Here is a 24,797-nt window from a genome sequence, read left to right as displayed (position 1 = left end):
CAAAGCTATGGATGCCGAGTTATTGTTGGAGATTGGAACGGAAGAGATTCCTGCCCGTTTTTTACCAAAAGCAATAGATGACATGAAAGAAATCTTATGTAGAAGGTTACAGGAATCGCGCGTATCCTTTGGACCCGTAACTACGATGGCCACTCCGAGGCGGCTCGTTCTTAGGGTAGAAAATTTGGCTAAAAACCAAAGTGAAGAAACTCAGATCAAGATAGGACCAGCAAAAAAAGTGGCTTTTGACGAAGATGGTGCTCCTACGAAAGCTGCTATCGGATTTGCGAAATCTCAAGGTATTGATGTGTCGCAATTGGAGTTGGTGCAAACAGAAAAAGGGGAATACATCTGTGCCAAAAAGACTATAAAGGGTCTACCAACAAAAGAACTCCTTCCGGATCTCCTAAGAAACTTTATACTCTCCATTCCATTTCAGAAATCTATGCGTTGGGGATCACTGGATATAAGATTCGCAAGGCCAATCCACTGGATTCTTGCGCTCTTTGACGGTGAAATAGTTCCTATTTCGCTCGGGGATATTAAGAGCAGTAATCTATCTTATGGACATCGATTTATGAGCCCACAGGCATTTGAAGTGAAAAACTTCACCGATTATATAGAAAAGACGGCAAAAAATTATGTCATTGTTGACCCCGAAATAAGAAGAAACATTATACTTAAAGAGATAGAAAGGTCAGCAAGATCCGTTGGTGGAAGACCGTTTATTCGGGAAGATCTCCTAGAAACGGTTACCTTCCTGGTTGAATACCCTACTGTCGTCTGTGGGGGTTTTGACCCCGAATATCTGAAATTACCGCAAGAGGTACTTACAACCTCCATGATTTCTCACCAGAAGTACTTCCCAGTGACTGACGAAAAAGGCCACTTAATGCCGTATTTCCTTGTCGTTAATAATACGGCGGTAAGAAACCCGGAGGTAGTGATAAAAGGAAACGAAAAAGTTCTAAAAGCCCGTCTGGCAGACGCACAATTTTACTTCGAGGAGGACAAGAAAATACCCCTCGAGCAAAGGGTAGAAAACCTCAAAAAAGTCGTGTACCACAGCATGCTTGGGACCTCCTACGAAAAGGTAGAACGTTTTAGAAAACTCGCAGAATATCTCGTAGACCTTATAAATCCTGAGCTAAAATCCACCGTGGACCGTGTAGCAACCCTCTCAAAAGCCGATCTTGACACGCTTATGGTTAGCGAATTCCCCGAGTTACAGGGGATTATGGGCCGGGAATATGCCCAAATAGCTGGAGAGGATCCTGATGTAGCGAAGGCCATATATGAACATTATCTACCCACGACGGCGGGCGGTGAATTACCGGAAACCGATGCAGGAGCCATTGTAAGCATCGCGGATAAAATGGATACCATAGTCGGATTCTTCGGGGTAAACTTACTACCTACTGGCACGGCCGACCCCTATGCACTTCGTAGACAGGCCCTTGGTATAATAAACATCATAATAAACAAAAGATATCCCCTTCAACTCGATGATATAGTCCAGAGAAGCGCGGAGATCCTGAAAGATAAGTTACATAGAAAACTTGATGATGTTGTTGAAGACGTGCTCCAATTTTTCAGAGGTCGTCTAGAAAACATGCTTATCAGTCAAGGTCACCAACATGATGTAGTCGATGCTGTTATATCCACAGGGTATTCTGATATTTGTAAAACTGTAAGGAAAATCGAAGCAGTGGAGTCATTTCGTAAACATCCAGACTTCGACGCATTGTCCATTGCATTTCGCAGAGTAAGCAACATACTTAAAGATTACGAAGGCGGGGAAGTTGAAAAATCGTTATTCCAAACGGATGAAGAAAGAAATCTCTACACTGCGCTATGCGATATTAAAGAGGAAGTCAATCAGTTCCTCAAAGAAGAAAAGTTTGTGGAAGCTCTTAAATCCTTGGCCAGACTGAGGAACCCCATCGACCGTTTCTTTGACAATGTGCTCGTTATGGAGAAAGATGAAAAAATCAGGAACAACAGACTTTCTCTTCTCAGAGAAATCTGGAATCTTTTTTACAGGATTGCCGATATTTCAAAAGTTGTAACAACTTAGTATGACAGAAAACACAACACACCACTTCAACACGCTCGAAGAAAAACTGATACTTCTGAAAAAGATACAGGAGATCACAAACCGCATATACTCCGCGCAGAATGTAAGGCAGATCATAGTTGACCTTAAGGACAGTATACTAAACCTTTTCAACGCACATTCCATGACTATCTACGCTGTTGATAGGCAAAAAAATGAAATTTACTCCTTCGTCCTTTCCGGTGCAAAACTGAATGAGATTCGTCTTCCCATAAGCAACAGAAGCATAGCCGGCTACGTCGCCCAAAACAAGAAGGTAGTTAATATAGCCGACGCGTACGACGAAGAGGAGCTCAAGAAAATCGATCTTGAACTCTCCTTTGATCCCAGCTGGGACAAGCGGTCCGGTTTCCGTACTCGGCAGGTACTATGTTCCCCCATCATTTACGACGGAAAACTTATGGGAGTGGTTCAAATCTTGAATAGAAAAACAGGTACCGGTAAATTCTCCGAAGATGAAGTTAACACTCTTGTAGAGATATGCAACATCTTGGGTCTCGCATTTTCCAACTTAGAGCGCTACACGAAAAGACGTAAAACACGTTTTGCCTACCTTCTCGATAAGGGGTACCTAACTGAAGAGCAACTGGAAAACTCCTGGGAAGAATCCCGAGCCCAAAAGATGTCCATTGAATCCTACCTTATGAGCAAATACGGGATCCCGAAGGAAGAGATAGGAAGATCCCTTGCAGAGTTCTTCCGTTGCAACTTCATCGAATTCGATGAAAAAATACCTATACCTGGCGAACTCATCAGAAATTTGAATAGCGAATATTTGCGCAGGGAATTCTGGGTACCCATAGGAAAAATAGACGACAAAATCCACGTTATTGTTGACGATCCAAACAACATTCTCAAAAGAGATATGATCGAAAATCTTCTGAAAACACGAAACATCAAATACGACGTTGCCCTTGCCGACGACATTATAAAGTTCATCAACTACTTTTTCAAATCGCCGGAGGAGGAAAAATCTATTACTGAACTCTTGAGCAAACTTGAATCGGATGCTGAAGAAGAGCCTGAAGAAGAAGAAAGCGTAGAAGTTATATCTGAATCCGACAGTGTTATAATGCAGCTTGTCAATAAAATAATAAACGACGCCTATACACGCCGCGCCTCCGACATTCACATCGAGCCAAATATAAAGAAAAAAAACGTCGAAGTGAGATTCCGTATTGACGGAATGTGTGCCCTTTACCAGACACTACCTTACAGCTATAGATCAGCCATCGTTTCCCGGATAAAAATCATGTCCAATCTGGACATCACAGTTAAAAGACTTCCCCAGGACGGCAAGATAAAGTTCAAAAGAACCGGAGGAGAAGAAATTGAATTGCGCGTGGCTACGATCCCGACACAAGGTGGAGTAGAGGATGTGGTCATGCGTATCTTAGCAAAGGGGGAAACACTACCGCTCGAAGCCATGGGTATGCTCCCTCGTAACTATAACGCAATTAAAGAGCTGGCAGAGAAACCCTACGGTATGATTCTCGTTGTTGGTCCAACAGGTTCAGGTAAAACCACCACGCTTCACGCTATTCTAAAACACATAAACACACCGGATCGAAAGATTTGGACAGCGGAAGATCCCGTGGAAATAACCCAGTACGGTCTAAGACAAGTTCAAGTTAATCCCAAAATCGGTCTCGACTTTGCCGCAGCTATGCGTGCTTTTCTCCGCGCTGATCCTGATGTGATAATGGTGGGTGAAATGAGAGACTATGAAACTGCCAAAACAGGTGTGGAAGCTTCTCTCACAGGACATCTAGTCTTCAGTACCCTCCACACAAACAGCGCCCCCGAAACTATAACGCGCCTTTTGGATATGGGCATTGATCCTCTAAACTTCGCCGATGCCCTCCTTGGTATCCTTGCCCAGCGACTTGTGAGAACCCTGTGTAAAAACTGCAAAGAGGCTTACCACCCAAGTCTTGAAGAATTTGAGACAATAGTCGAGAACTACGGGCCCAAAGAATTTGAAAAGTTGAATATAAAATACACCGAAGACCTAAAACTCTATAGACCTAAAGGTTGTCCTTCGTGCGACAACACAGGCTACAGGGGAAGGATGGGAATACACGAGCTTCTTGTAGCAACAGATAACATAAAAAGAGCCATCCAAAGGAGAGAACCGGTGGAAAAACTACGGGAAATAGCCATAAGCGAAGGGATGACCACTCTGTTTCAGGATGGCGTTATTAAATGTTTCCAGGGTTTCACCGACATAGCTCAGGTGAGAAGGGTCTGTATAAAATAACTCACGGACTTAACCTCTCCCGGAGATCCTCCATGAATGAAAGGGAAACCCTCATGGTGGCGTGACTCATACCCTCCGCCAGCCCACGGGGGTTCTTCTCTTTAAGCGGTTCTATGGCCCTATAGGTCTTCTGAAAAACCACATTCACCCCCTGATGTTGAGTATCCCTTTTGGTAACGGTCATTAGAATGATGAGTGACGCATAGGAACCTTCGGGAGTGTCCACTTGAAGAAACTCTTCAATTCGACCATCAACGTTATAGTCAACGGCAAAAATATCATCAGGGGAATACACTCTTTTGAACAAACCTGAAAACCTCAAATCCCTAAGAAACAAAGAGGTCACCAAATCCGCAGGGGGGACGTGCCACCTACCGCGACGGTAGGAAGACCTCACATATTCAGAAGGTTTGATCAACATAACCGTTGTCATGTATTCCGTACTTGCAGAAAAACGTTCCACCTTTACGGAAGCATCGATCATTTCTTTAAAATTCATCGGAGGCACTGAATACTCAAGGGCAAATTTTACAGACTCAATAAACGTACCGCCCCTTCCAGCGCATCCCGAAAAAATTAAAAAAAGCAAAAAGATAGTCTCCCACAGTAAATTTCTATTCCTCATCAGGCACTCTCCCTCCAAAGATAAGCTCTGAGGGATCATTGCTCAAACGCTCCAGCAAACGATCAAGGAGTACAGTGTTCTCATTAAGTCCACGTAAAAGAACATCTATGCGCGATGAAACTTGTTTGGTTTTACGATTCAAATCATCAACCAAACGCGAAATTTCGGCACTCCTCTCGGTCATTTTAAATCCGTCGATCTCCTCCCTCATCGCAGAGAGAGTTGTCCTCGTCTCCCTCAGGACAACTTGCGCTTCACCAATAATTTCGTCCAATGTACCCTCAGCCAACTTCTTTTCCAGCCCCTTTGCTACCTTTTCCAGCGCAGCACTCATCTCCTGAAGATTATACATCGTTTTTTTCATCTCCGGGTTGTCAAAGAAAGACTCCAAGGCATACGCTGTTTTTTTGAACTCAGCTGTGATACCCTCCACATCTATTGCTTTTATCTTCTCGTATATCTCCGCAATGCCCATTCTGATCTGGCGAATATTGGAAGGTCGTGACGGAATAACAGGGTAATTGGGTGTAAAAGTGATCTTTGGTCCCACAACTGGTTCGGCACTTTCCACACGATCGAGCTCAATAAACACAATTCCCGTAATACCTGCTGTTTTTAGCTCCGAAACAGTTCCCTCATCAACAATGCCTCGCTTCCTGATCTTCAAAATAACTTCCACAAGGCGATTATCAGGTGCCACGCCGATCTTCACCACCCGTCCCACATCAACCCCCCTGTACTTAACACTGGAATCCACCTGCAAACCTTGAACTGATTCGTCGAAGTATGTGGCGTAAAAATCACCTTCCTCAAAGTAACGGGACGCACCCACCCAGATTAACAATACCACACCTATGCATACGCCAACCGTAACGAACAGACCAAGCACGAATCGTGAGGTTTTCCGCGTAATCATTCTAATACAACCCCTTTCTGAAAAACTTCCTGACCCTTGGGTCAGAGCAATTCCGGCAGAGCTTATCAGGGAAACCCTCCGCAATCACTCTCCTCTCAGTACCATCAAGCATTATAACCCTATGAACAATTTCAAGGACCATACTTATATCGTGAGTCACTATCACCATAGTGGTACCCAGACTTTCATTGAGACTCCTAATAAGCTGGTATATTTCTTCAGATGTAATGGGATCCAAACCTGCGGTTGGTTCGTCAAAGAAAAGTATCTGCGGATCAAGTGCCAGAGCCCGTGCCAGGCCCGCTCTCTTCTTCATGCCTCCGGAAAGTTCCGATGGCAGATGATTCTCGTATCCAGTAAGATTCACAAGTCCAAGTTTAACCTTTATTAAGTTTTCCACAAATGAAAGCGGAAGTCGTTTATGCCTCAAAATAGGTAGCGCAATATTCTCAGCCAAAGTAAGAGAACCGATCAGAGCACCGGACTGAAAAAGGACACCCACGTTTACAAGTTCCCGCCTGACTTCTTCTTCGCTTCCATTAACTACATCTGTGTCCCTCAAAAAAATACGCCCCGTCCGAACTGGGACTAAACCAATAATCGCCTTCAGAAGTGTAGATTTACCACATCCACTCCCACCTACAATTGCAAATATCTCTCCTTCCTTAACCTCAAAAGAAATGTCCCTGAGTATTACGTTTTCCCCATACGCAATGGATACTTCTTCCACCCTGATAACCGCTTCTTGTGCCATTATAGCTGTATTTATTTATCTCACGTAGTGCAGTAGTACTGCAAACGAAGAATCAGTAACCACGACAAGAAATATAGCCGAGACAACCGCCGAGGTGGTCGCAGCTCCCACAGCTTCTGCACCACCTTGAACCTTAAATCCTCGTTGACACCCAATTCCGGCAATCAATAAAGAAAAAACCACCGATTTCACGAAACTGGCTAAAATGTCAAACGTAGTTATACTCTCCATCGTCTGCTGGAAGTACGTGTAGAAAGTTAGTTCTAAGCCAACAACTCCCACTACCAACCCCCCTAGAATTCCAAACATCATAGCGTAGAGGGCCAAAAGGGGAACTACGAAAAGTGACGCTAAAACTTTAGGAATGGCCAGGAAAAACACCGGTTCAAAACCCATTGTAAAAAGAGCGTCGGTTTCTTCATTTACCCTCATCGTCCCAATCTCCGCTGCAAAAGCAGAACCCGATCGTCCAGCAACAATTATAGCTGTCATCATAGGTCCCAACTCCTTTACAATGGCGAGCCCCACAAGCTTTGCCACATATATATTAGCACCAAACTGCTTGAGCTGAAGAGAAGACATAAATGCCATGATTACGCCCACAAGCATGCTGAGCAATCCCACAATTGGTAAGGCATCACCACCTACTCTTTTCATATAGAAAAGTACATCATTCCAGCGGACCTCTCGGGGATTTGTAATAACTCTGCCCAACCCCACGAGCAATTCCCCAACAAACGTTAAAATGTCATAGGCGTCTTTCAACAAAAGTAAAAACCCCTCACCTACCCTATCCAGCAAAAAAAGACGGTCATTTTCACCTTTCAGAGGTTTTGCGGTGAGATAATTAGGGGATACCAGACTCAGCACGTTCCTCACCTTTTCCTCACCGCCCCTAAAAGACACCCGTTTGCCCCTCTCATTTAAGACACGCTCCAATTCTACAAGCGCAAGAGCACCTGCGGTGTCCAAATGTTTAAGTTCTACCATATCAACAACGACAGTTTTAACTTCGGGAAACCTCTCCAGAAAACCCATTCCCCACTTAAGAAACTGCTCCACCTGGTCCATTCCAAGTGAACCGATAACTCGAATCTCTAAGTCTTCAGCGGAAGCACGTAAGATATGAAGAAAAGGAAATGGTTTCTCGATTAACGAATTTTGTTTATCCATAAAGCTACTTCCACAGTAGTACTTACATATACGCCAAAATCTTAATCCTCAACTACCGTATCATTTCTTTCCATCTGTAAATTATGTTCAAAGCTTCGAGAGGTGTAAGATTCATAACATCGAGTTCTTTCAACTCATTAATCAGCAAATCTTCATCCGCAAACAGATCCAATTGTTTAATAACGGGCAAACTGCCCTTTTCCTTTCCCCTACCTATCTTCGGTTTACCCTCACAATCGAACTCTCCTCTCTCCAAGTTTCTAAGAATCTCCTTAGCTCGCTGGATAACGGGGTCTGGTACCCCAGCAATTTTTGCCACATAAATACCGTAACTCTTACTCGTTCCTCCTCTCGTGATCTTCCGCAAGAAAACTATCTTATCTCCCCATTCTCGTACCGCAACGTGGTAATTCTTGATACCCTCCCGAGTTTTCGCAAGTTCTGTCAACTGATAGTAATGGGTCGCGAACAGTGTCCGAGACTTCAAACGTTCCTCATCATGAATGTACTCGGCCACCGCCCACGCGATACTCAAACCATCGAAGGTGCTCGTCCCCCGTCCCACTTCGTCGAGCACAATCAAACTCCTATTCGTAGCGTGCTTAAGTATGCGCGCCACCTCTTTCATCTCTACCATAAATGTGCTCTCACCCCTGGAGAGACGATCAGATGCACCGATACGCGTAAAGATTCTATCAACAACACCAATGCGGGCAAAGGAAGCGGGAACAAAACTTCCCATTTGGGCCATGATAACAATTAGCGCCACCTGACGAATGTAAGTGGATTTACCTGCCATATTAGGCCCTGTGATTATGAGGAAGCGGTTTTCTGCAGTATCCAAATAGGTGTCATTTGGCACAAAAGGTTCTGCAAAACCCATTGCCTCCACCACAGGATGCCTTCCCTCATCTATTTCAATTGTGAAACCATCATCCACCTCTGGACAGCAGTAATTCCTCTGCTGAGCGACTTCAGCCAATGAACACAAAACATCAAGAGTAGCAATAACCTCCGCAGTTCTCTGAATGCGCCGGACCTCTTTTGCGATACTTGCCCTTATTCCTACAAAGAGCTCATATTCTCTGTGACGACGCCTTTCTTCAGCGCTTAACACATCCTGTTCAAAATTTTTTAACGCCGGACTCACATATCGTTCCGCCCCAACCAGCGTTTGCTTCCTAACATAGTCAGACGGAACGAGGTGTAGGTTAGCCTTTGTTATCTCGATATAATAACCAAACACACTGTTGTAACCCACCTTCAGCGAACCGATCCCCGTCCTCTGCCGCTCAGAGGCCTCAAGGGCTGCAATACACTTTTTAGCGTTAAGGGAAATAGCTATATCTCTATCCAACTGCTCATCGTATCCTTCTTTAATGATACCACCTTCCCTAATCGACAAGGGTGGGTCATCAACAATTGATCTCTCGATCACATCCCTCACGTCCGGCATATCATCTAGAGACATTTTTAATGATGAGATTAGTGGTGACGAACATGCCTCCAAAAGTTCTTTGATAATGGCGACGGATCGCATAGATGATTTAAGGGCATTCAGATCCCGAGCTGTTGCCATCTCCATTGCTAATCGCGCCCCCAACCGTTCCAGGTCATATATCTCCGCCAGAACCCGTCGTATCTCATAACGGAGTCCAGGGTTCTCAAAGAGCTCCTTTACTGCAACAAGACGTTCCCGAATTCTTACGGGCTCAACAAGAGGATAATTCATCCACCATCTCAGCTTGCGTCCCCCCATCGCCGTGACCGTCTCATCGAGAACATTGAGAAGTGCGCCTTTCGGCTCACCACCTGATTGTGGCGTGAAAAGTTCCAGATTTAACCGGGCCGTATCATCCAGGATCATATGGAACGAAGGACGATACTCTAATGGTAATTTAAGATGTTTGAGACAGTCTTTCTGGTTTTCCTCGCAGTACCTAAGAAGCGCACCACACACAGTGAGAAGTACTGCTCTATCTGCAAAAGTAGATTCCACATCACCATCGGAAAACGTCTGTCTCAAAAGTCTCCGGGCTGCCTCTAAAGAAAAATACTGGGGTGGAAGAAAATTTATCCTGACGGTGTAGCCTTCGGTGAGAGCTTTTGAGAATGAGGTTTTTAGATCCTTTTTTTCCTCAAGAACGACTTCTCGGCATCGTATCCGTTCGAGCTCACTCACTACACCTGTAAAATCTTCTAATTCCGCTATGAGAAACTCACCTGTGGATATGTCCAAAGCTGCAAAGCCAAAGGTGCCACCTCTCTCCAGAATTGCGGCTATAAAATTGTTCTCCTTTGGTTCCAGACCTTCCCCGTCAATAACAAGACCTGGCGTTACGACGCGAACGACCTCCCTCTTAACAATACCCTTCGCCGTTCGAGGATCCTCAACTTGATCGCAGATAGCAACTTTAAATCCCCTTTCCACAAGACGTGCGATATAACCGCTGGCCGCATGGCAGGGCACACCGCAAAGAGGTATAGCATCCTTCTGATTCTTGTTCCTCGTGGTAAGGGTTATATCGAGAATCTTGGACGCAGTGATGGCATCCTCAAAAAACATCTCATAGAAATCACCCATCTGAAAGAAAAGAATACAGTCATGATATCTTGACTTTATCTCCACATATTGCCGCATTGCAGGGGTCAGATCAGCTGCTTCAATCACTACTGCCTCCGTTTCCAAGTGATGATTTCAACTCTGCCGGAATCACCAATCGTAAAGTTAAGCAACCAACTAACCAGACTGACGACCATTGCACCCAGAACAGCCGACCAGAACCCTTCCACGTCAAAACCAGGAATAACCGCAGCAGTCATTTTCAGAAGAAGGGCGTTGATCAAAAAAGTGAAAACACCCAAAGTTAGAACATTAATGGGTAAAGTCACAAGGAGGAGAATAGGTCTCAAAAAAACATTCATCACACCCAGCACTGCTGCGGCAGAAAAAGCAGATAAGAAACCCTGAACCCTAACCCCCTCGATAAAGTATGAGGAAATTACAATGGCTATAGTGAGGATCAACCAACGGATAAAAATTCCCATCGCTTATGCTTCCGCTGGCATATCAAAGAAATACCCCTGACCCAAGGGGCCTTAGATAGCACAATTTGAAAAGCCAGAATCACGATTCTATATAAAACTCCTCCTTACCTGATCCACAAATGGGGCAGACCCAAATTTCAGGCAATTCTAAAAAAGGAACACCGGGATCCACTTCTCCCTCTTGATCACCTTTTTGGGGATCGTAAATATACCCGCAAATATTACAGACATACTTATCCATAAAGCGCATCCCCTACTTCCACTGTAATCCAGGCCACGTCTGGCTGTCTATCTTCTTCGGATAACCTGGGTCAACTCTGTCCTCTTTGATATCGTACCTTATGTACTCATCACCACGGAAGAAATAAACTTTCCCGTTACCCCATATAACCACATCATCAATACCATCTGTCCAAACAAGTCCAGGCCACGTTAGGTAGTTAATAGGCTTTGGATAACCCGGATCGGCCCTGTTTGTCTTAATATCGTAACGTATATACTCACCCCGTTTGAAAAAAAACACCTTCCCATTACCCCAGTTAACAGCTGCATCAATACCATCCTCCCAGATGAGCCCCGGCCATGTCTTGTCATTGATGGGCAAAGGATAATCTGGCTCTGCCCTGTCAGCAATCATGTTGTAACGCACAAACTGTCCTCCTTTAAAAAAACAGGCCACACCAGATCCCCAGTTCAAAACAGCGTCAAATTCTTTCCATGGTAGTCCCGGCCACGTCTCATGGTTTACCTCTTTAGGATAACCGGGATCCGGACGAGGTCCGAATAATTCATCGTCCATATCCGGCCGTGCACTGTATCTTATGTATTTTCCACCCTTAAAAAAATAAACCTTACCGTTGCCCCAGTTAACGGCTGCATCCACCATTCTTTCTGGTTCATATCTCTCACCCCACACAGACGCCTCCTCAAAGGGGATGAACAGCAAAATAGCGAAAACGGCCATCACAAAAAGAAGTTTTTTCATAACCAAAAAATCAAACTCACCTCTCCTTCCTACATTCATAATTTTCTAACACTGGAAAATGAGCAAGTCAATTAAATAACCCGTCACTTGCTCTCCTGACCTAACGATTGCGAAGACGGCACGAAGCCCCTTCTCTCCTTATCAATAGATGTCTTTTCCATTCTTTCTTCACCATCACCTACATTTTTTTCCTTACTCTCGTAGCTATCCACAGTCTTTTCTTCCCGCACTTCCTGGATTGTCTCCTCATACTCCGGTATGACGATTCCCCTACGAACCATAATAGCATAAATGCGCTCTGCCCTACGGAGAACAAAGCTAGAATCTTTAGTTGGACTATACTTCAAAGGATTGGGCAGAACAGCAGCTAGCTTCGCACTTTCCCACGGAGTTAGTTCTGCAGCGGATTTACCGAAATAGTTTCTTGCCGCCATTTCCACCCCAAAAATACCTTCACCCCATTCCACAACGTTCAAGTAAATTTCTATTATCCTCCTTTTGGAGAGAGCCCTTTCCAATCTCCACGTCAAAATGGCCTCCTTAATCTTACGAATAGGGTTCTTTGAAGGTGTGAGGTACAGGTTCTTCGCTAATTGCTGACTGATCGTACTTCCTCCAGCGACAAAGGCCTTTTTACGGATGTCCTTTTCGAGTGCCATTTGTATCGCAGCAAAATCAAACCCTTCGTGCTTCCAAAATTTATCATCCTCAGCAATAATTACCGCCTTTATTAGATACGGGGAAATGCGGTTAAGAGGAACCCACTGTTGTTTTATTTTTAAATTTTTCCCTTCGTTCCGCCATTGCTCCTCTCTAAATCTCATAAACGAGGTCTTAACAGGGCTTTTCTTCTTCAGAGCGTTCACATCGGGCACAAAGCCCGAATACAGGATGTCAAAAAACGACCCAAGTATCAAAAATATCAAAAACCATAAAAAAGCCCTCTTAACCATTTAGGGAAAGCAACCTCTGAAACGATCTCCAATTTAGCGAATTGCACTTTTTACATACCATGATTAAATGCTCCTCGAAGCCTGTCGAGAGTACGCTCATGAGTCCCATCCAAACCGTAAACATCCTCACGGAAATGGAGAAAACCATTGCCGTCCACCCAGGCAGTAAGGTAGAGCACGTGCACTGGAACAGTTTCCGCTAGGGCCACTACTTGCCTCTTCCCTCTTTTTACTTCTTTTACGATACGAGTTCTGTCCCATCCGGAATTACTCTTCAACACCCATGCGGCAAGGTCATAAGGTCTTTCCACTCGGATGCATCCATGACTGAACATCCTCTTAGGATAACGGAACAGACTCCTTTGAGTTGTGTCGTGGAGGTAAACGTCAAATTGATTGGGAAACACGAATTTGATGTGCCCCAGGGGATTAACTCCTGGATCCTGGGTAATCCTGAAGGGAAACGAATCGGGATTTATCTTTCTCCAGTTGATTGTTTTTGGATCAATTTCCCTCGCGTTAGGACTCCAGTCGCTAAATACCCGAATTCTTTTCTTCTGAAGGTAATCTGGATCTTTAAGTAACTCCGGTATAACTTCTTTCTCCACAATAGATACAGGGATATTCCAGGCTGGGTTCAGTTCCACATATTTCATGATATCGCTGAATACGGGAGACGGTTGTTTCTTCGTTCCTACCACAACCTTCATCGATAATTCAGTTCTTCCACCCTCTACAGCGTAAAGTAAAAATTCAGGTATTATGACTAGAATGTATCGCGCTCCAAAACTGTCAGGGTACCACCGCCAACGTTCCAGGTTTATCTCTATCTGTCGGATCCGCTCACTAACGTGAACATTGAGCTCTTTCACTGTTTCTCCAGATACAACACCGGTGGGAGCTATACCGTGACGCCACTGGAAAAGGCGGACAGCCCGCTCCAGTTTGTCATCGAAAAGATATACATCCCCCACATCCTCCGGTCTCAGGTCCCCTGAGAGCAACAGCCTCTCCTTGAGCTGGTGTATCAGAGGACTTCTTTTGCCCTTCCTCAAATTTACATTTGTAGGAATTGAAGACCATCCTCCCATCTTCGCAATTTCCCGGTATTTTTGAAGCTCCGACTTAAGAGCCTTATACGAAGGATGGTTCTGATCGAGAGAGCTGATAGCCTTGGTTACACTTTCTCCTTCGGCAACCAATCTTAATACAGCATAAGGATCAACGGCCCGCCTATGGTGACTCCATTGAAAAAATTCCCTTTTGGGGTCGAATCGACCCCACGCTAGGTCACACGCATACAACAGAAACATCTCTGTAGTGAAAATCTCCCTTCTCGCTTTCTCTTCCAAGGTAAGATCCTCACGAGACCACATTTCCTTGAGCAAGAAAAAATTATAATGTTCAGGTCTTAAACCCTCCCTCCGTGAGGAGGCAATCAAATCTAAAAATTCATTTAGCGGGGAATTTATGCTTGAACTGTCATTCCACAATGCTCTGAAATTTCTAGACATGTAAAATCCCTTGAGCATGTCCTCAAGTGAAGGCGTACCTTCTCTTACAATACGGAAAGATGGTATCCAAAACTCAAGTTTATCTTTTATCGCCTCCTCAAGGCTGGCTGCATGAAGAACAGTTACAGATACAGGTGGGATAAAAGCTAAAATTAAAAAACCGGCAGCAACAATTCCTTTTCGAATAGCCATCTCACGGATGAGCTTCATCCCAGTTCCGTCCATAACCTATTTCAACACGAAGTGGCACTTCGAGATTAACAACGTGTTCCATCTCTTCTTTCACCAATTTTGTCATAGTATCCTTCTCAGCCTCGGGCACTTCAAAAACCAGCTCGTCATGCACCTGCATGATCATCTTGCTCTTAAGGTTTTCCTCTTTTAGACGACGGGCAATGCGAATCATGGCTATTTTGATGATGTCTGCTGCCGTACCTTGAATAGGTGTGTTTATAGCTGTTCGCTCAGCGAACTGACGGACTGATGCATTATCTGCATTTATTTCAGGAAGGAATCTTCTTCTTCCAAAAAGGGTTTGCACATAGCCCAACTTTCTGGCTCGGTCAAGTGTCTCTTCGATGTACCTCTTAACACCTTCATACTTGGAAAAGTACTCATCTATATATCTTTGAGCCTGTTCCTTCGATATGTGAAGTTCCTTCGATAAACCAAAGGGACTCATACCATAAATTATTCCAAAATTTATCACCTTTGCCTGACGGCGCATGCTCTCGTCCACCATTTCGGGAAAAACACCGAACAGATTAGATGCGGTGCGAGTATGGATATCCTCTCCAGAAATAAATGAGTGTATCAGGGATTTATCCCCAGAGAGGTGAGCCAGAATCCTCAGCTCAATTTGTGAATAATCCGCCGAAACCAACCACCACTCTTCTGGAGCAATAAAGGCTCTCCGAATTCTCTTTCCCTCTACTGTTCTCACCGGTATATTTTGCAGATTGGGATTGCTGCTGGATAACCGACCGGTAGCTGTCACTGCTTGATTGTAAGAGGTATGTATTCTGCCTGTCTTGGGATTAACAAGTTGAGGCAACACATCCACATAGGTCGTCTTCAGTTTCATAAGGCTTCTATAAGCGAGAATTTCCGCAGGAAGCTCATAACTAATAGCCAAACTAGTCAAAACTTCCACATCTGTTGAATAACCACCTTTGGTCTTTCTGCCCCGGGGCAAACCGAGTTTATCAAAAAGAATTCTCTGAAGCTGTTTAGGGGAATTTACATTGAATCTCTCTCCAGCCAATCTGTAAATTCTCTCCATAGACCTGTTGAGCAAGTCTTCAAGCTCTAGAGACATACGGGTAAGCAGCTCAACGTCAAGGAGAACCCCGTGGTACTCCATATCCGCAAGAACATTCACCAAGGGCATCTCGATATCCCGAAAGAGCTCATACAGTCCATTTTGTTTTAACTTCTCTTCCAGTACTGTCCTTAGCTGCAAGATTATTTCTACCTTCCTACTTGTGCTATCGATCAGAGCACTATCAAGATCATCCCCTTCTACTCCGGTAGAACAAATCCTCTTCGTTTCTTTCTCAGTATCTGAAAAAGGTACCCCCATAAATTCAAGTGAAAGTTCAGCCAGATCGAATCCCCGCCGTGAAGGGTTCAAAACATACGACGCAATCATAGTGTCGAATTCTTCACCTTTTATTTCTCCACCGTAAGACTTCAAAAGTATGTGGGTAAACTTAAGATCGTGACCAGTCTTAGATATACTCTCATCGGAGAGTACATCCCGCAACAAAAACCACCCACCATCGTCGAGCACAGTGGAAGGCAAATACCAAAGACCCATCTCAGGAATGCCTATCACCATGCCCAGAATACGAGCACCTACCGGCTGTAAACCCGAGGGAATCGTATCAAGTACACAAATGCCCTTTTCCCTTATGTGGTCAATACATAACTCGAGCATCCGACGATCCTCTATACGAATCCACCGTCCCCTGCTCTTACTAGCTTCAAACTCCAATTTCGGTAGCAGGGAATAGAATTCTAACTCCCTGAACAGTTCCAGGAGTTTTGCCTTATCCTCCTTTGTCCTTCTTATTGTCTCAACACCTACATCAATCCCAACGTCAGTGCGAATACGCACCAACTCATAGCTCATTCTAGCCTGATTGGCATTTTTAATGATTGCCTCCTGTAAACGGGGCGGTTTTACGTCGTCCACACGCTTGAGGAGATTTTCCAGAGAACCGAACTCACAAATCAACTTCTTCGCTGTCTTTTGCCCGATACCTGGCACGCCAGGAATGTTATCGGTTGTATCGCCCATAAGGGCGAGGACATCAGCCACAAGACAAGGAGGGACCCCAAAGCGCTCCTCCACAGCTTTAGCGTCGTAACACTTGTCCCTCATCGTGTCCAGCACACATATTCGCTCTGAAACAATTTGCAAGAGATCTTTGTCGCTGGAAACAACGACAACATTAAAGCCCTGAGAAGCCCAGGATTTAGCCAATGTTCCAATTATATCGTCGGCTTCCAGACCCTGCATTTCCAACACCGCTATACCGAGAGCCTTTATTATTTCCTTCGTTACCGATATCTGTGGGATAAGGGCGTCCGGAATAGGTTTTCGGGTGGCTTTGTAATCTGCATATGTTTCATGTCGAAACGTAGGTCCTTTAACATCAAAAACCACCCCAACGTACAGAGGTTCTCTTTCCCGCAAAAGTTTCAGCAACATATTGGTAAAACCAAATACGGCATTTGTGGGAAACCCCTTGGAACTGGATAACTCTCCTATGGCATAAAATGCCCTGTATAAATAATTGCTCCCATCCACCAGATACAGTGTTGACCCATCATTCTGTTTCATCTTTAAACTCAAAACAGGCTTCTATCTTGTATGTTTCCACTGCGCGAAAGTTAAATATCTCAGACTTTCCCGTCTTCTCCCTTATTTCATCCAGGATTCGAGATAGTTCTTTTTCTGAAGGCGCAATAACAGTGAACCATAGATTGGGCTCTCCCTTCCTGAGGTAGTTGTGCGTTACATTTGGGTATTCATTGATAATGGCGGCAATTTGCAAAACTTCACTTTCAGAAACATGGAGGGCACATAATGTACTCACGAAGTTCAGCTGTTTGGGATCAAAAATAGCACCGGTCCTTTTAATGATACCATCCTCCAACATTCTTTTAATTCTTGCGATGACCTCTGCACCAGGTATATTTAATACACGCCCAAACTCATCAAAAGGACACAGATCAAGAGGAAGACCGTCTTGAAGCATATTTAGAAGTTTTATGTCTATACCATCCAATTTTAATGACCTGCCCTCCACCAACGTCCCCCTCTATTTTCCAAATCCATGAGGATCATAAAGACACAGAGGTTCTTCATCGAGGAAATCTCCCGAGGATTCATAAGCCCGCGCTCTACACCCGCCGCAAACCACTCTGAACTCACACCTCCCACACTTACCTCTAAGATTGCTTAGATCTCGGAGTTTTTCGAAAACCTCACAACTCTCCCAGATGCGTGTGAAACCTTCCTCTCTGATCTGACCGCAATCTATCTCCAGATAACCGCAGGGTTGGACATGTCCGGCGTGCGATACAAAGCAGAATGAAATCCCCGCCAGGCATCCCCTTGTTTCAGTGGCGAGTCCCCTAACCTCCGTTTTTCGATTCACTCCTTTAACATTCTCGCATTTCTGTCTGGCTATTCTGTAAAACTGGGGAGCACACGTAGCTTTAACAGGAATGGAACTCCTTATGCTTATCTCGTAGAAGTTTTCGAGGACCTCTTCATACTCCTCAGATTTAAGTCCCTTCTCAACTAGTCCCTTACCTCTACCCACAGGAACAAGGAAAAAAACATGATGAGCAGCAGCACCGAGAAGAACAGCAAGCTTATGAATATCCCTTAACTGATGAACGTTATTTTCCGTTACGGTGGTGTTTATCTGAAATTCCACATTTTCCCTGACAAGCATTCGAATGCCCCTCAAAGCTCCATTGAAAGCCCCCCGCATTCCCCTCACAGTGTCATGGCTATTCTCATCAGCACCATCCAAACTTACGCTTACCCTCTGTATGCCAACCTTCTTGATTTCGCGGGCAACAGACCGATCAACAAGGGTACCGTTTGTCGCCATTACCACCTTCAGGCCTAGTGAGTTACCGTAATCGGCAAGGTCAAAGATATCCCCACGCAACAGTGGTTCTCCCCCAGTTAGTATCAAAACTGGCCTGCCTAGTTTAGACACCTCTAATAAAAACTTTTTTGCCTCCTCGGTGGTTAACTCTCCGACGCCCCCTTCGGACTTAGCATCTGCCCTGCAGTGAATACATGCGAGGTTACAACGACGGGTAACTTCCCATGCGATAAGGCGAAGTGTGGCTGAAAATCTTTTCATTTAGTCAGTAGTTTAGCTGCCTCCTTTGCAAAATAGGTGATTATTATATCCGCCCCTGCCCTTTTAATAGCAGTTAACACCTCCATCATTATCAGAGATTCATCCAACCAACCCATTTGCGCCGCCGCTTTTATCATGGAATACTCACCGCTCACGTTATAAGCAGCAAGTGGCAAATCAAATTCTTCCTTGACCCTTCTTATAACATCAAGATATGCCAATGCTGGTTTTACCATTACAATATCTGCTCCCTCTTCTACATCAAGCATAATTTCCCGAATAGCCTCATCTACATTTGCAGGATCCATTTGGTACGACTTTCTATCTCCAAATTTGGGGGCACTCTCCGCTGCCTCTCTGAAAGGACCATAGAAACTTGACGCATACTTTGCAGAATAAGCCATAATAGGCACAGATGAGAATCCAGCCTCATCGAGAGCCTCCCTTATAGCCCCCACCTGCCCATCCATCATCGCAGATGGTGCCACCATATCTGCACCCGCTTGTGCATGGGAAACAGCCGTTTCCGTAAGGACTTCTAAGGTCGCATCGTTGTCCACTTCCCGACCATTGAGAATTCCACAATGCCCATGAGACGTGTATTCGCAGAGGCAGACGTCGGATATAACTATAATTTCTGCAACTCTATTCTTGATTTCCCTTACAGTCCTCTGAATTATTCCATCCTTTTTGAATGCACCGGTCGCATGTTCGTCTTTCTCCTCGGGGACTCCAAAGAGAAGAACAGCAGGAATTCCAAGCTCCTTTACAGTTTTTACCTCTTTTAAAATTTCATCCACCGACATCTGAAACACACCGGGCATGGAACTCACCGGCCTCCGCACACCTTTCCCCGGCACCACGAATAGAGGATATATAAGATTATCAACGGAAAGCCTCGTTTCTCTTATCAGTCTGCGAAAGTTCTCACTTTTCCTCAACCTCCTGGGGCGGTAATCGGGAAACACCATACTCCTCCCTCCTTTACGTTAATCTCTCAAACCGATTTCTTCATCAGTAAGGTAACACGCGGGATCAGAAGCCCACATATCTCCTGTTACAGCCTCTGCCCGTGCTCGGAAATTTCCACCACATAAATCTAAAAAGCGGCAGTGTGCACATCTACCCTTTAGGTAACGTTTTCTATCCCTGAGCATTCTCAACAAACCGTCACCCCCATTGCACCATATCTCACTAAATGGCTTCTCCCGTACATTTCCCAAAGAAACAGTTCTCAAAAATTGATCAGCGTAAACTTCCCCATCCCAACTAATACAGCCAATACCTTGACCAGAACTGTTGCCCCCACTTACCGAAAGTAGCTTTAAGACTTCATTAGCCCTCTCAGAACCCGCTCTAAGAAGCCTAAGATAAATGTACGGCCCATCGGCATGGTTATCCACGGTGAGGACCTCCTTTCCATCACCTCTCTCAAAAAGCGTCTTCGTGCAATCCATAAGAGTATCCATAAGTTTACGTGTCTCACCTGGAGGAAGATCCTCTTTTATAAGATGTGAAGCTCTGCCAGAATACACGAGATGATAAAAACATAAACGCGATATACCTTCTCGAACCACAAAGTCAAACATACCCGGCACAGAGGACACATTTCTCCTAGTTACTGTAAACCGCACCCCCACTTTCAAACCTGCATCCCTACAGTTGATTAACCCCTTAACAGAAGCGTCGAAAGCTCCTCTCACACCTCGAAAACGGTCATGAACCTCTCCTAACCCGTCAAAACTGATACCCACATAGGATACACCAAGAGCCTTGAACGTCACTGCCGTCTCGCGGCTTATCAGGGTCCCATTGGTAGAGATAGCCACTCTTAAACCACCTTTTACGGCATAATCTACCAACTCCTCCAGATCATAGCGCATCAAAGGTTCCCCCCCGGAGAATAAAAGAACAGGAACCCCAAATGATGAAAGATCTGCAATGACCTGCTTGGCCTCTACTGTGGTAAGTTCGTTAGAATAATTGACATCTTTCGAACTGGAATAGCAGTGAATGCATCTCAAATTGCAGCGTCTTGTAACGTTCCAGACAACAACGGGCCTTCTCGCGGAGGAATTACCGTATCGAATGGCATCCCCTGGTTCATCAGCCCCACAGTACAGTTTTGAAATGCTTATCATGTAAAATCTCTATATGAACTCGGTAACATTTGTCAATCGTATCAGTATCCCTTCTCCTTATCCCTTGACAATAATCTATCGCGTCATATAAGCTTCATCTATGCCACACCGAATAGAGATAGCTTTCAAAGAAGGTATCAAAGACGCTTTCGCGGAGAAGATCAAAAGAAAAATTCGGGAACATCTCCGTCTCAACATAGAAGAGGTCCGTATCATAAATGTCTACACCATTGATGGTGAGTTATCAGCTGAGGAGTTGGAGTTATATGCATCAGGTCCTCTATGCGACCCCATTGTACAAGAATACTCAATCGATAAACCTCTGGCAAGGAAATTTGACTGGCTAATTGAGGTTGGTTTCCGGCCAGGCGTGACAGACAACGTAGGGAAAACGGCGAGAGAAGCTTTAGGTCTCCTCTTAGACCTTCCATCAGATCATCCGTTCAACGTATACACATCCAGACAATACTTGCTATCCGGTCCACTCAGCAGAAAAGATGCTGAACAAGTTGCTTCAGACCTTCTGGCTAACGACCTTATAGAACGTTATGAAATCGTGGAGGGAAGAACCTGGGATCCCGAGAAAGGGGTAAAGATATACATTCCCAGAGTAACAAGTGATAAAACTCCCAGGGTAGAGGAAATTGATCTTGAGGTTGACGATGAAACTTTAGAACGCTTAAGCACGGAAAGAGTTCTTGCCCTAACGGTCGAAGAATTAAGGGCTATACGTAATTACTTAAGGCGAGAGGACGTGCTCAAAATGAGACGCACGGTTGGACTCGGAAGCAAAATTACTGACGTAGAGCTCGAGTGCCTCGCCCAGACATGGTCGGAGCATTGCAAACATAAGATCTTCAACAGTTTCATAACATACGAGGACGAACATGGAAACGTGCTAGAAATAAATTCCCTTTTCGAGACTTACATAAAAGGTGCAACAAATCTCATAAGGGAAAGGCTCAGAGAAAACGACTGGTGTCTGTCTGTATTTGTAGACAACGCAGGTGTCATCAAATTCAATGATGACTACAATCTAGTTTTCAAGGTAGAAACGCACAATTCACCTTCAGCTCTCGATCCCTATGGGGGGGCTTTAACTGGCATAGTTGGGGTGAACAGAGATCCTTTCGGAACTGGTCTAGGAGCGAGACTCATATTCAATACCGATGTTTTTTGTTTCGCCCCACCCACATACGACAAACCACTTCCTCCAAGAGTGCTGCATCCCCGAAGGATATACGAAGGGGTTCGCGAAGGAGTGGAGCATGGTGGAAACAAAAGCGGCATACCTACGGTAAACGGCTGTATTGTATTTGACGAACGTTATTTAGGAAAACCCCTCGTATACTGCGGCACTGGAGGAATAATGCCCGCCAGAATCTCAGGAAAATTATCTCATATTAAGGAGATCAATCCAGGGGATCGAATAGTAATGACCGGTGGGAGGATCGGCAAGGACGGCATCCATGGGGCTACTTTTTCTTCCGAAGAGTTCCACGAAGGATCACCAACTACGGCCGTTCAGATAGGGGATCCCATAACCCAGAAAAAAATGACCGATTTTCTGCTGAAGGCTAGGGACAGAGGACTATACCGTTGCATAACAGACAATGGGGCGGGAGGACTCTCCTCTTCCGTGGGAGAAACAGCCCGTCTATCAGGGGGGTGTGAACTCCATTTGGAGAGAGCCCCTTTAAAATACGCTGGACTCGATCCGTGGGAAATCCTCCTCTCAGAATCCCAAGAGAGGATGACTCTCGCCGTACCACCGGAAAAACTGGAGGAATTCCTGTCTCTGGCACGCAAAATGGACGTTGAGGCCACTGATTTGGGTAGGTACACCGATACCGGTATGTTCCACGTCCTTTACAATGGTAAAACTGTAGCTTTCCTTCACTTAGATTTTCTCCATGAGGGCGTACCCCAAATGAAACTCAGGGCCCGCTGGAAACCACCAAAAAGGGAAGAACCTCAGTTTTCTTGTCCAGAGTATCTAGGTAAAGCACTGAAAGACTTACTCTCACGACTCAACATATGTAGTAAAGAATCCGTAATTCGTCAGTATGACCACGAGGTTCAGGGAGGGAGTGTGATAAAACCCCTTGTGGGAACCTTCAATGACGGTCCAAGTGATGCGGCGGTACTTCGTCCCCTGTTGAACTCCTTTGAGGGTGTAGTTGTTGCCAACGGAATATGTCCAAGGTACGGCGATATTGATACCTACCACATGGCTGCCTGTGCCATTGACGAGGCGATTCGCAACGCCATTGCCGTGGGAGGTTCGCTCAAGCGCCTGGCAGGCCTAGACAATTTTTGCTGGTGTGACCCTGTACCTTCAGCAAAAAACCCCGATGCGGAATATAAACTCGCGCAACTCGTTAGGGCAAACCAAGCCCTGTACGACATAACCACAGTTTACGGGGTTCCCTGCATCTCCGGCAAAGACAGCATGAAAAATGACTATATAATCGGAGACATTAAGATATCCATACCCCCCACACTGCTTTTTTCCGTTGTAGGATACATTGAGGACGTGAGAAAAACTGTAACTATGGACGCCAAAAATCCAGGAGATATAGTCTATGTATTAGGCATAACCTACAATGAAATGGGGGGGTCAGAGTGGTATGCCCAAAACGGTTTCATTGGTGCTAACGTTCCTAAGGTAAGACCTGAAAAGGCAAAAGTAATATACGAAACTTTGAGCAACGCTATTCATGAAGGGCTTGTTGCCTCATGCCATGATTGCTCTGACGGAGGACTAGCTGTGGCTCTGGCGGAAACAGCTTTCGCCGGCAATCTGGGGATGGAGGTTTTCCTTGAAAATGTCCCACAGGAAGGTGTTACCCGTAACGACACGCTTCTTTTTTCCGAATCCCAAAGCCGTTTCGTAATCACCGTTCCGCCTGATAAGAAAGAAAAACTGGAGAAGAGATTTTTTGGATTACCATTGGGAATAATTGGTGTTGTTACCGAGGAGAGAAGATTGATAATAAGAGGACTGGACGGAAAGGTTATAGTCAATGAGGACATAGACGACCTTAGGTCTGCCTGGAAAAAACCCCTCAATTTTTAAAATATGTCGGCGAAAACGAAAGCGATAGTTCTTTCAGGATACGGTATTAATTGTGAACTGGAAACAGCGTATGCCTGCAGTTTGGCAGGATTTGATGTTGTGGATATAGTTCACTTCAGCGAATTGTTACATGGTGAGAAAAAGATAGACGATTATCACTTCCTTAATCTTCCTGGTGGATTCCTAGACGGAGACGATTTAGGATCAGCCAAAGCCTGTGCAAACAGAATTCTTCACGCCCGTGTTAAGGGATCAGGGGAAAGGTTATTTGACCAGTTTCTCCGTTTCATCTTTGATGGAAAACTAATACTTGGCGTGTGTAACGGATTCCAGCTTCTAATTAAACTCGGCTTACTGCCCGGTCTTGGGGGCAGCTACGGAATACAATCGTGCACGCTAACGTTCAACGACTCCGGACGCTTCGAGGACCGCTGGGTCTACTTGAAGGTAAACCCGAATAGTCCATGTGTATTTACACGGGGATCCAAGGGTATGTACCTACCAGTTAGACACGGTGAAGGAAAATTCGTAACCGGTGACGATTCCATACGCACAAAGCTCCACGAAAGCAATTTAGTCGTGCTACAGTACAGTGACCGGATGTACAGAGACTTTACAATGGCGTATCCAGAAAATCCAAACGGGTCTGTAGATGGAATCGCCGGTATATGCGACCCTACAGGCCGGATACTCGGCTTGATGCCTCATCCAGAAGCGTATCTGCATTTTACGAATCATCCCCGGTGGACTAGAGAACAACTACCTGAAGAAGGAATGGGGCTTTTGATATTCAAGAACGCCCACGATTTTGTGAGAAAAAATTTAGTATAAACGAAGGA

General features: G+C 45.0%; 19 protein-coding genes. 4 read left to right on the top strand and 15 right to left on the bottom strand.

Annotated features, from left to right (window positions below; genetic code table 11):
* Window positions 1–7 precede the first annotated feature (7 nt).
* Window positions 8–2,077 (top strand): glycine--tRNA ligase subunit beta, encoded by a 2,070-nt coding sequence (glyS, locus tag N2317_02010; protein MCX7816273.1) that lies wholly within the window; start codon window positions 8–10, stop codon window positions 2,075–2,077.
* A 1-nt stretch (window position 2,078) separates the two neighbouring features.
* The gene (locus N2317_02005; GenBank protein ID MCX7816272.1) at window positions 2,079–4,376 is read left to right on the top strand and encodes a GspE/PulE family protein; all 2,298 of its coding nucleotides are present in this window, start codon (window positions 2,079–2,081) and stop codon (window positions 4,374–4,376) included.
* A 1-nt stretch (window position 4,377) separates the two neighbouring features.
* Here the strand turns inward: N2317_02005 and N2317_02000 are convergent, their stop codons facing one another.
* The 15 genes from N2317_02000 to N2317_01930 form a co-directional block, all read right to left on the bottom strand.
* Window positions 4,378–5,001 carry an ABC-type transport auxiliary lipoprotein family protein gene (locus N2317_02000; GenBank protein MCX7816271.1) on the bottom strand — a complete coding sequence of 208 codons (624 nt, stop codon included), beginning with the start codon at window positions 4,999–5,001 and terminating at the stop codon, window positions 4,378–4,380.
* Window positions 4,991–5,917, bottom strand: coding sequence for an MlaD family protein (locus tag N2317_01995; protein ID MCX7816270.1), 927 nt, complete (start codon window positions 5,915–5,917; stop codon window positions 4,991–4,993). Before N2317_01995 ends, N2317_02000 begins: the two co-directional genes overlap by 11 nt.
* Window position 5,918: 1 nt before the next feature.
* Complete coding sequence (locus N2317_01990; GenBank protein MCX7816269.1) at window positions 5,919–6,671, bottom strand: ATP-binding cassette domain-containing protein; 753 nt, start codon at window positions 6,669–6,671, stop codon at window positions 5,919–5,921.
* 15 nt (window positions 6,672–6,686) lie between these two features.
* Window positions 6,687–7,844 carry an MlaE family lipid ABC transporter permease subunit gene (locus N2317_01985; GenBank protein MCX7816268.1) on the bottom strand — a complete coding sequence of 386 codons (1,158 nt, stop codon included), beginning with the start codon at window positions 7,842–7,844 and terminating at the stop codon, window positions 6,687–6,689.
* 52 nt (window positions 7,845–7,896) lie between these two features.
* Window positions 7,897–10,515, bottom strand: a complete 2,619-nt coding sequence (gene mutS, locus N2317_01980; protein ID MCX7816267.1) for a DNA mismatch repair protein MutS — start codon at window positions 10,513–10,515, stop codon at window positions 7,897–7,899.
* Window positions 10,515–10,892, bottom strand: coding sequence for a phage holin family protein (locus tag N2317_01975; protein ID MCX7816266.1), 378 nt, complete (start codon window positions 10,890–10,892; stop codon window positions 10,515–10,517). The genes mutS and N2317_01975 overlap by 1 nt, the downstream gene beginning before the upstream one ends.
* Before the next feature lie 79 nt (window positions 10,893–10,971).
* Window positions 10,972–11,133, bottom strand: coding sequence for a rubredoxin (locus tag N2317_01970; GenBank protein MCX7816265.1), 162 nt, complete (start codon window positions 11,131–11,133; stop codon window positions 10,972–10,974).
* A gap of 12 nt (window positions 11,134–11,145) precedes the next feature.
* Window positions 11,146–11,877: a hemopexin repeat-containing protein gene (locus tag N2317_01965; GenBank protein ID MCX7816264.1), complete on the bottom strand. Its 732-nt coding sequence runs from the start codon at window positions 11,875–11,877 to the stop codon at window positions 11,146–11,148.
* A gap of 83 nt (window positions 11,878–11,960) precedes the next feature.
* Window positions 11,961–12,830 carry a monofunctional biosynthetic peptidoglycan transglycosylase gene (gene mtgA, locus N2317_01960; GenBank protein MCX7816263.1) on the bottom strand — a complete coding sequence of 290 codons (870 nt, stop codon included), beginning with the start codon at window positions 12,828–12,830 and terminating at the stop codon, window positions 11,961–11,963.
* A 50-nt stretch (window positions 12,831–12,880) separates the two neighbouring features.
* Complete coding sequence (locus N2317_01955) at window positions 12,881–14,554, bottom strand: L,D-transpeptidase family protein (protein ID MCX7816262.1); 1,674 nt, start codon at window positions 14,552–14,554, stop codon at window positions 12,881–12,883.
* The gene (gene polA, locus N2317_01950; protein ID MCX7816261.1) at window positions 14,538–17,192 is read right to left on the bottom strand and encodes a DNA polymerase I; all 2,655 of its coding nucleotides are present in this window, start codon (window positions 17,190–17,192) and stop codon (window positions 14,538–14,540) included. Before polA ends, N2317_01955 begins: the two co-directional genes overlap by 17 nt.
* The gene (locus N2317_01945; protein MCX7816260.1) at window positions 17,179–17,661 is read right to left on the bottom strand and encodes an Lrp/AsnC family transcriptional regulator; all 483 of its coding nucleotides are present in this window, start codon (window positions 17,659–17,661) and stop codon (window positions 17,179–17,181) included. The genes polA and N2317_01945 overlap by 14 nt, the downstream gene beginning before the upstream one ends.
* A 12-nt stretch (window positions 17,662–17,673) precedes the next feature.
* Window positions 17,674–18,738: a heme b synthase gene (ahbD, locus tag N2317_01940; GenBank protein MCX7816259.1), complete on the bottom strand. Its 1,065-nt coding sequence runs from the start codon at window positions 18,736–18,738 to the stop codon at window positions 17,674–17,676.
* Window positions 18,735–19,709, bottom strand: a complete 975-nt coding sequence (gene hemB / locus N2317_01935) for a porphobilinogen synthase (protein MCX7816258.1) — start codon at window positions 19,707–19,709, stop codon at window positions 18,735–18,737. The genes ahbD and hemB overlap by 4 nt, the downstream gene beginning before the upstream one ends.
* 18 nt (window positions 19,710–19,727) lie before the next feature.
* Entirely contained in the window at window positions 19,728–20,879 is a 1,152-nt protein-coding gene (locus N2317_01930; protein ID MCX7816257.1) for a radical SAM protein, read from the bottom strand.
* A 100-nt stretch (window positions 20,880–20,979) separates the two neighbouring features.
* Between N2317_01930 and N2317_01925 the strand changes: the two genes are divergently transcribed.
* On the top strand, window positions 20,980–23,958 hold the full coding sequence (locus N2317_01925) for an AIR synthase-related protein (protein MCX7816256.1): 2,979 nt from the start codon (window positions 20,980–20,982) through the stop codon (window positions 23,956–23,958).
* Between the two features lie 3 nt (window positions 23,959–23,961).
* The gene (locus tag N2317_01920; protein ID MCX7816255.1) at window positions 23,962–24,789 is read left to right on the top strand and encodes a phosphoribosylformylglycinamidine synthase subunit PurQ; all 828 of its coding nucleotides are present in this window, start codon (window positions 23,962–23,964) and stop codon (window positions 24,787–24,789) included.
* The last annotated feature ends 8 nt before the right edge of the window (window positions 24,790–24,797 follow it).

It is taken from the genome of Syntrophales bacterium, assembly GCA_026417625.1.
Lineage (GTDB): Bacteria > Desulfobacterota > Syntrophia > Syntrophales > UBA8958 > JAOACW01.
Note: the sequence above shows the minus strand (reverse complement) of the source record. Positions and strands in the feature narration are given on the sequence as shown.

Coding starts and splice junctions, on each gene's coding strand:
- glyS (MCX7816273.1), top strand. CDS start 8: ATGGATGCCGAGTTATTGTTGGAGATTGGAACGGAAGAGATTCCTGCC.
- N2317_02005 (MCX7816272.1), top strand. CDS start 2,079: ATGACAGAAAACACAACACACCACTTCAACACGCTCGAAGAAAAACTG.
- N2317_02000 (MCX7816271.1), bottom strand. CDS start 5,001: ATGAGGAATAGAAATTTACTGTGGGAGACTATCTTTTTGCTTTTTTTA.
- N2317_01995 (MCX7816270.1), bottom strand. CDS start 5,917: ATGATTACGCGGAAAACCTCACGATTCGTGCTTGGTCTGTTCGTTACG.
- N2317_01990 (MCX7816269.1), bottom strand. CDS start 6,671: ATGGCACAAGAAGCGGTTATCAGGGTGGAAGAAGTATCCATTGCGTAT.
- N2317_01985 (MCX7816268.1), bottom strand. CDS start 7,844: ATGGATAAACAAAATTCGTTAATCGAGAAACCATTTCCTTTTCTTCAT.
- N2317_01975 (MCX7816266.1), bottom strand. CDS start 10,892: ATGGGAATTTTTATCCGTTGGTTGATCCTCACTATAGCCATTGTAATT.
- N2317_01970 (MCX7816265.1), bottom strand. CDS start 11,133: ATGGATAAGTATGTCTGTAATATTTGCGGGTATATTTACGATCCCCAA.
- N2317_01965 (MCX7816264.1), bottom strand. CDS start 11,877: ATGAAAAAACTTCTTTTTGTGATGGCCGTTTTCGCTATTTTGCTGTTC.
- mtgA (MCX7816263.1), bottom strand. CDS start 12,830: ATGGTTAAGAGGGCTTTTTTATGGTTTTTGATATTTTTGATACTTGGG.
- N2317_01955 (MCX7816262.1), bottom strand. CDS start 14,554: ATGAAGCTCATCCGTGAGATGGCTATTCGAAAAGGAATTGTTGCTGCC.
- polA (MCX7816261.1), bottom strand. CDS start 17,192: ATGAAACAGAATGATGGGTCAACACTGTATCTGGTGGATGGGAGCAAT.
- ahbD (MCX7816259.1), bottom strand. CDS start 18,738: ATGAAAAGATTTTCAGCCACACTTCGCCTTATCGCATGGGAAGTTACC.
- hemB (MCX7816258.1), bottom strand. CDS start 19,709: ATGGTGTTTCCCGATTACCGCCCCAGGAGGTTGAGGAAAAGTGAGAAC.
- N2317_01930 (MCX7816257.1), bottom strand. CDS start 20,879: ATGATAAGCATTTCAAAACTGTACTGTGGGGCTGATGAACCAGGGGAT.
- N2317_01925 (MCX7816256.1), top strand. CDS start 20,980: ATGCCACACCGAATAGAGATAGCTTTCAAAGAAGGTATCAAAGACGCT.
- N2317_01920 (MCX7816255.1), top strand. CDS start 23,962: ATGTCGGCGAAAACGAAAGCGATAGTTCTTTCAGGATACGGTATTAAT.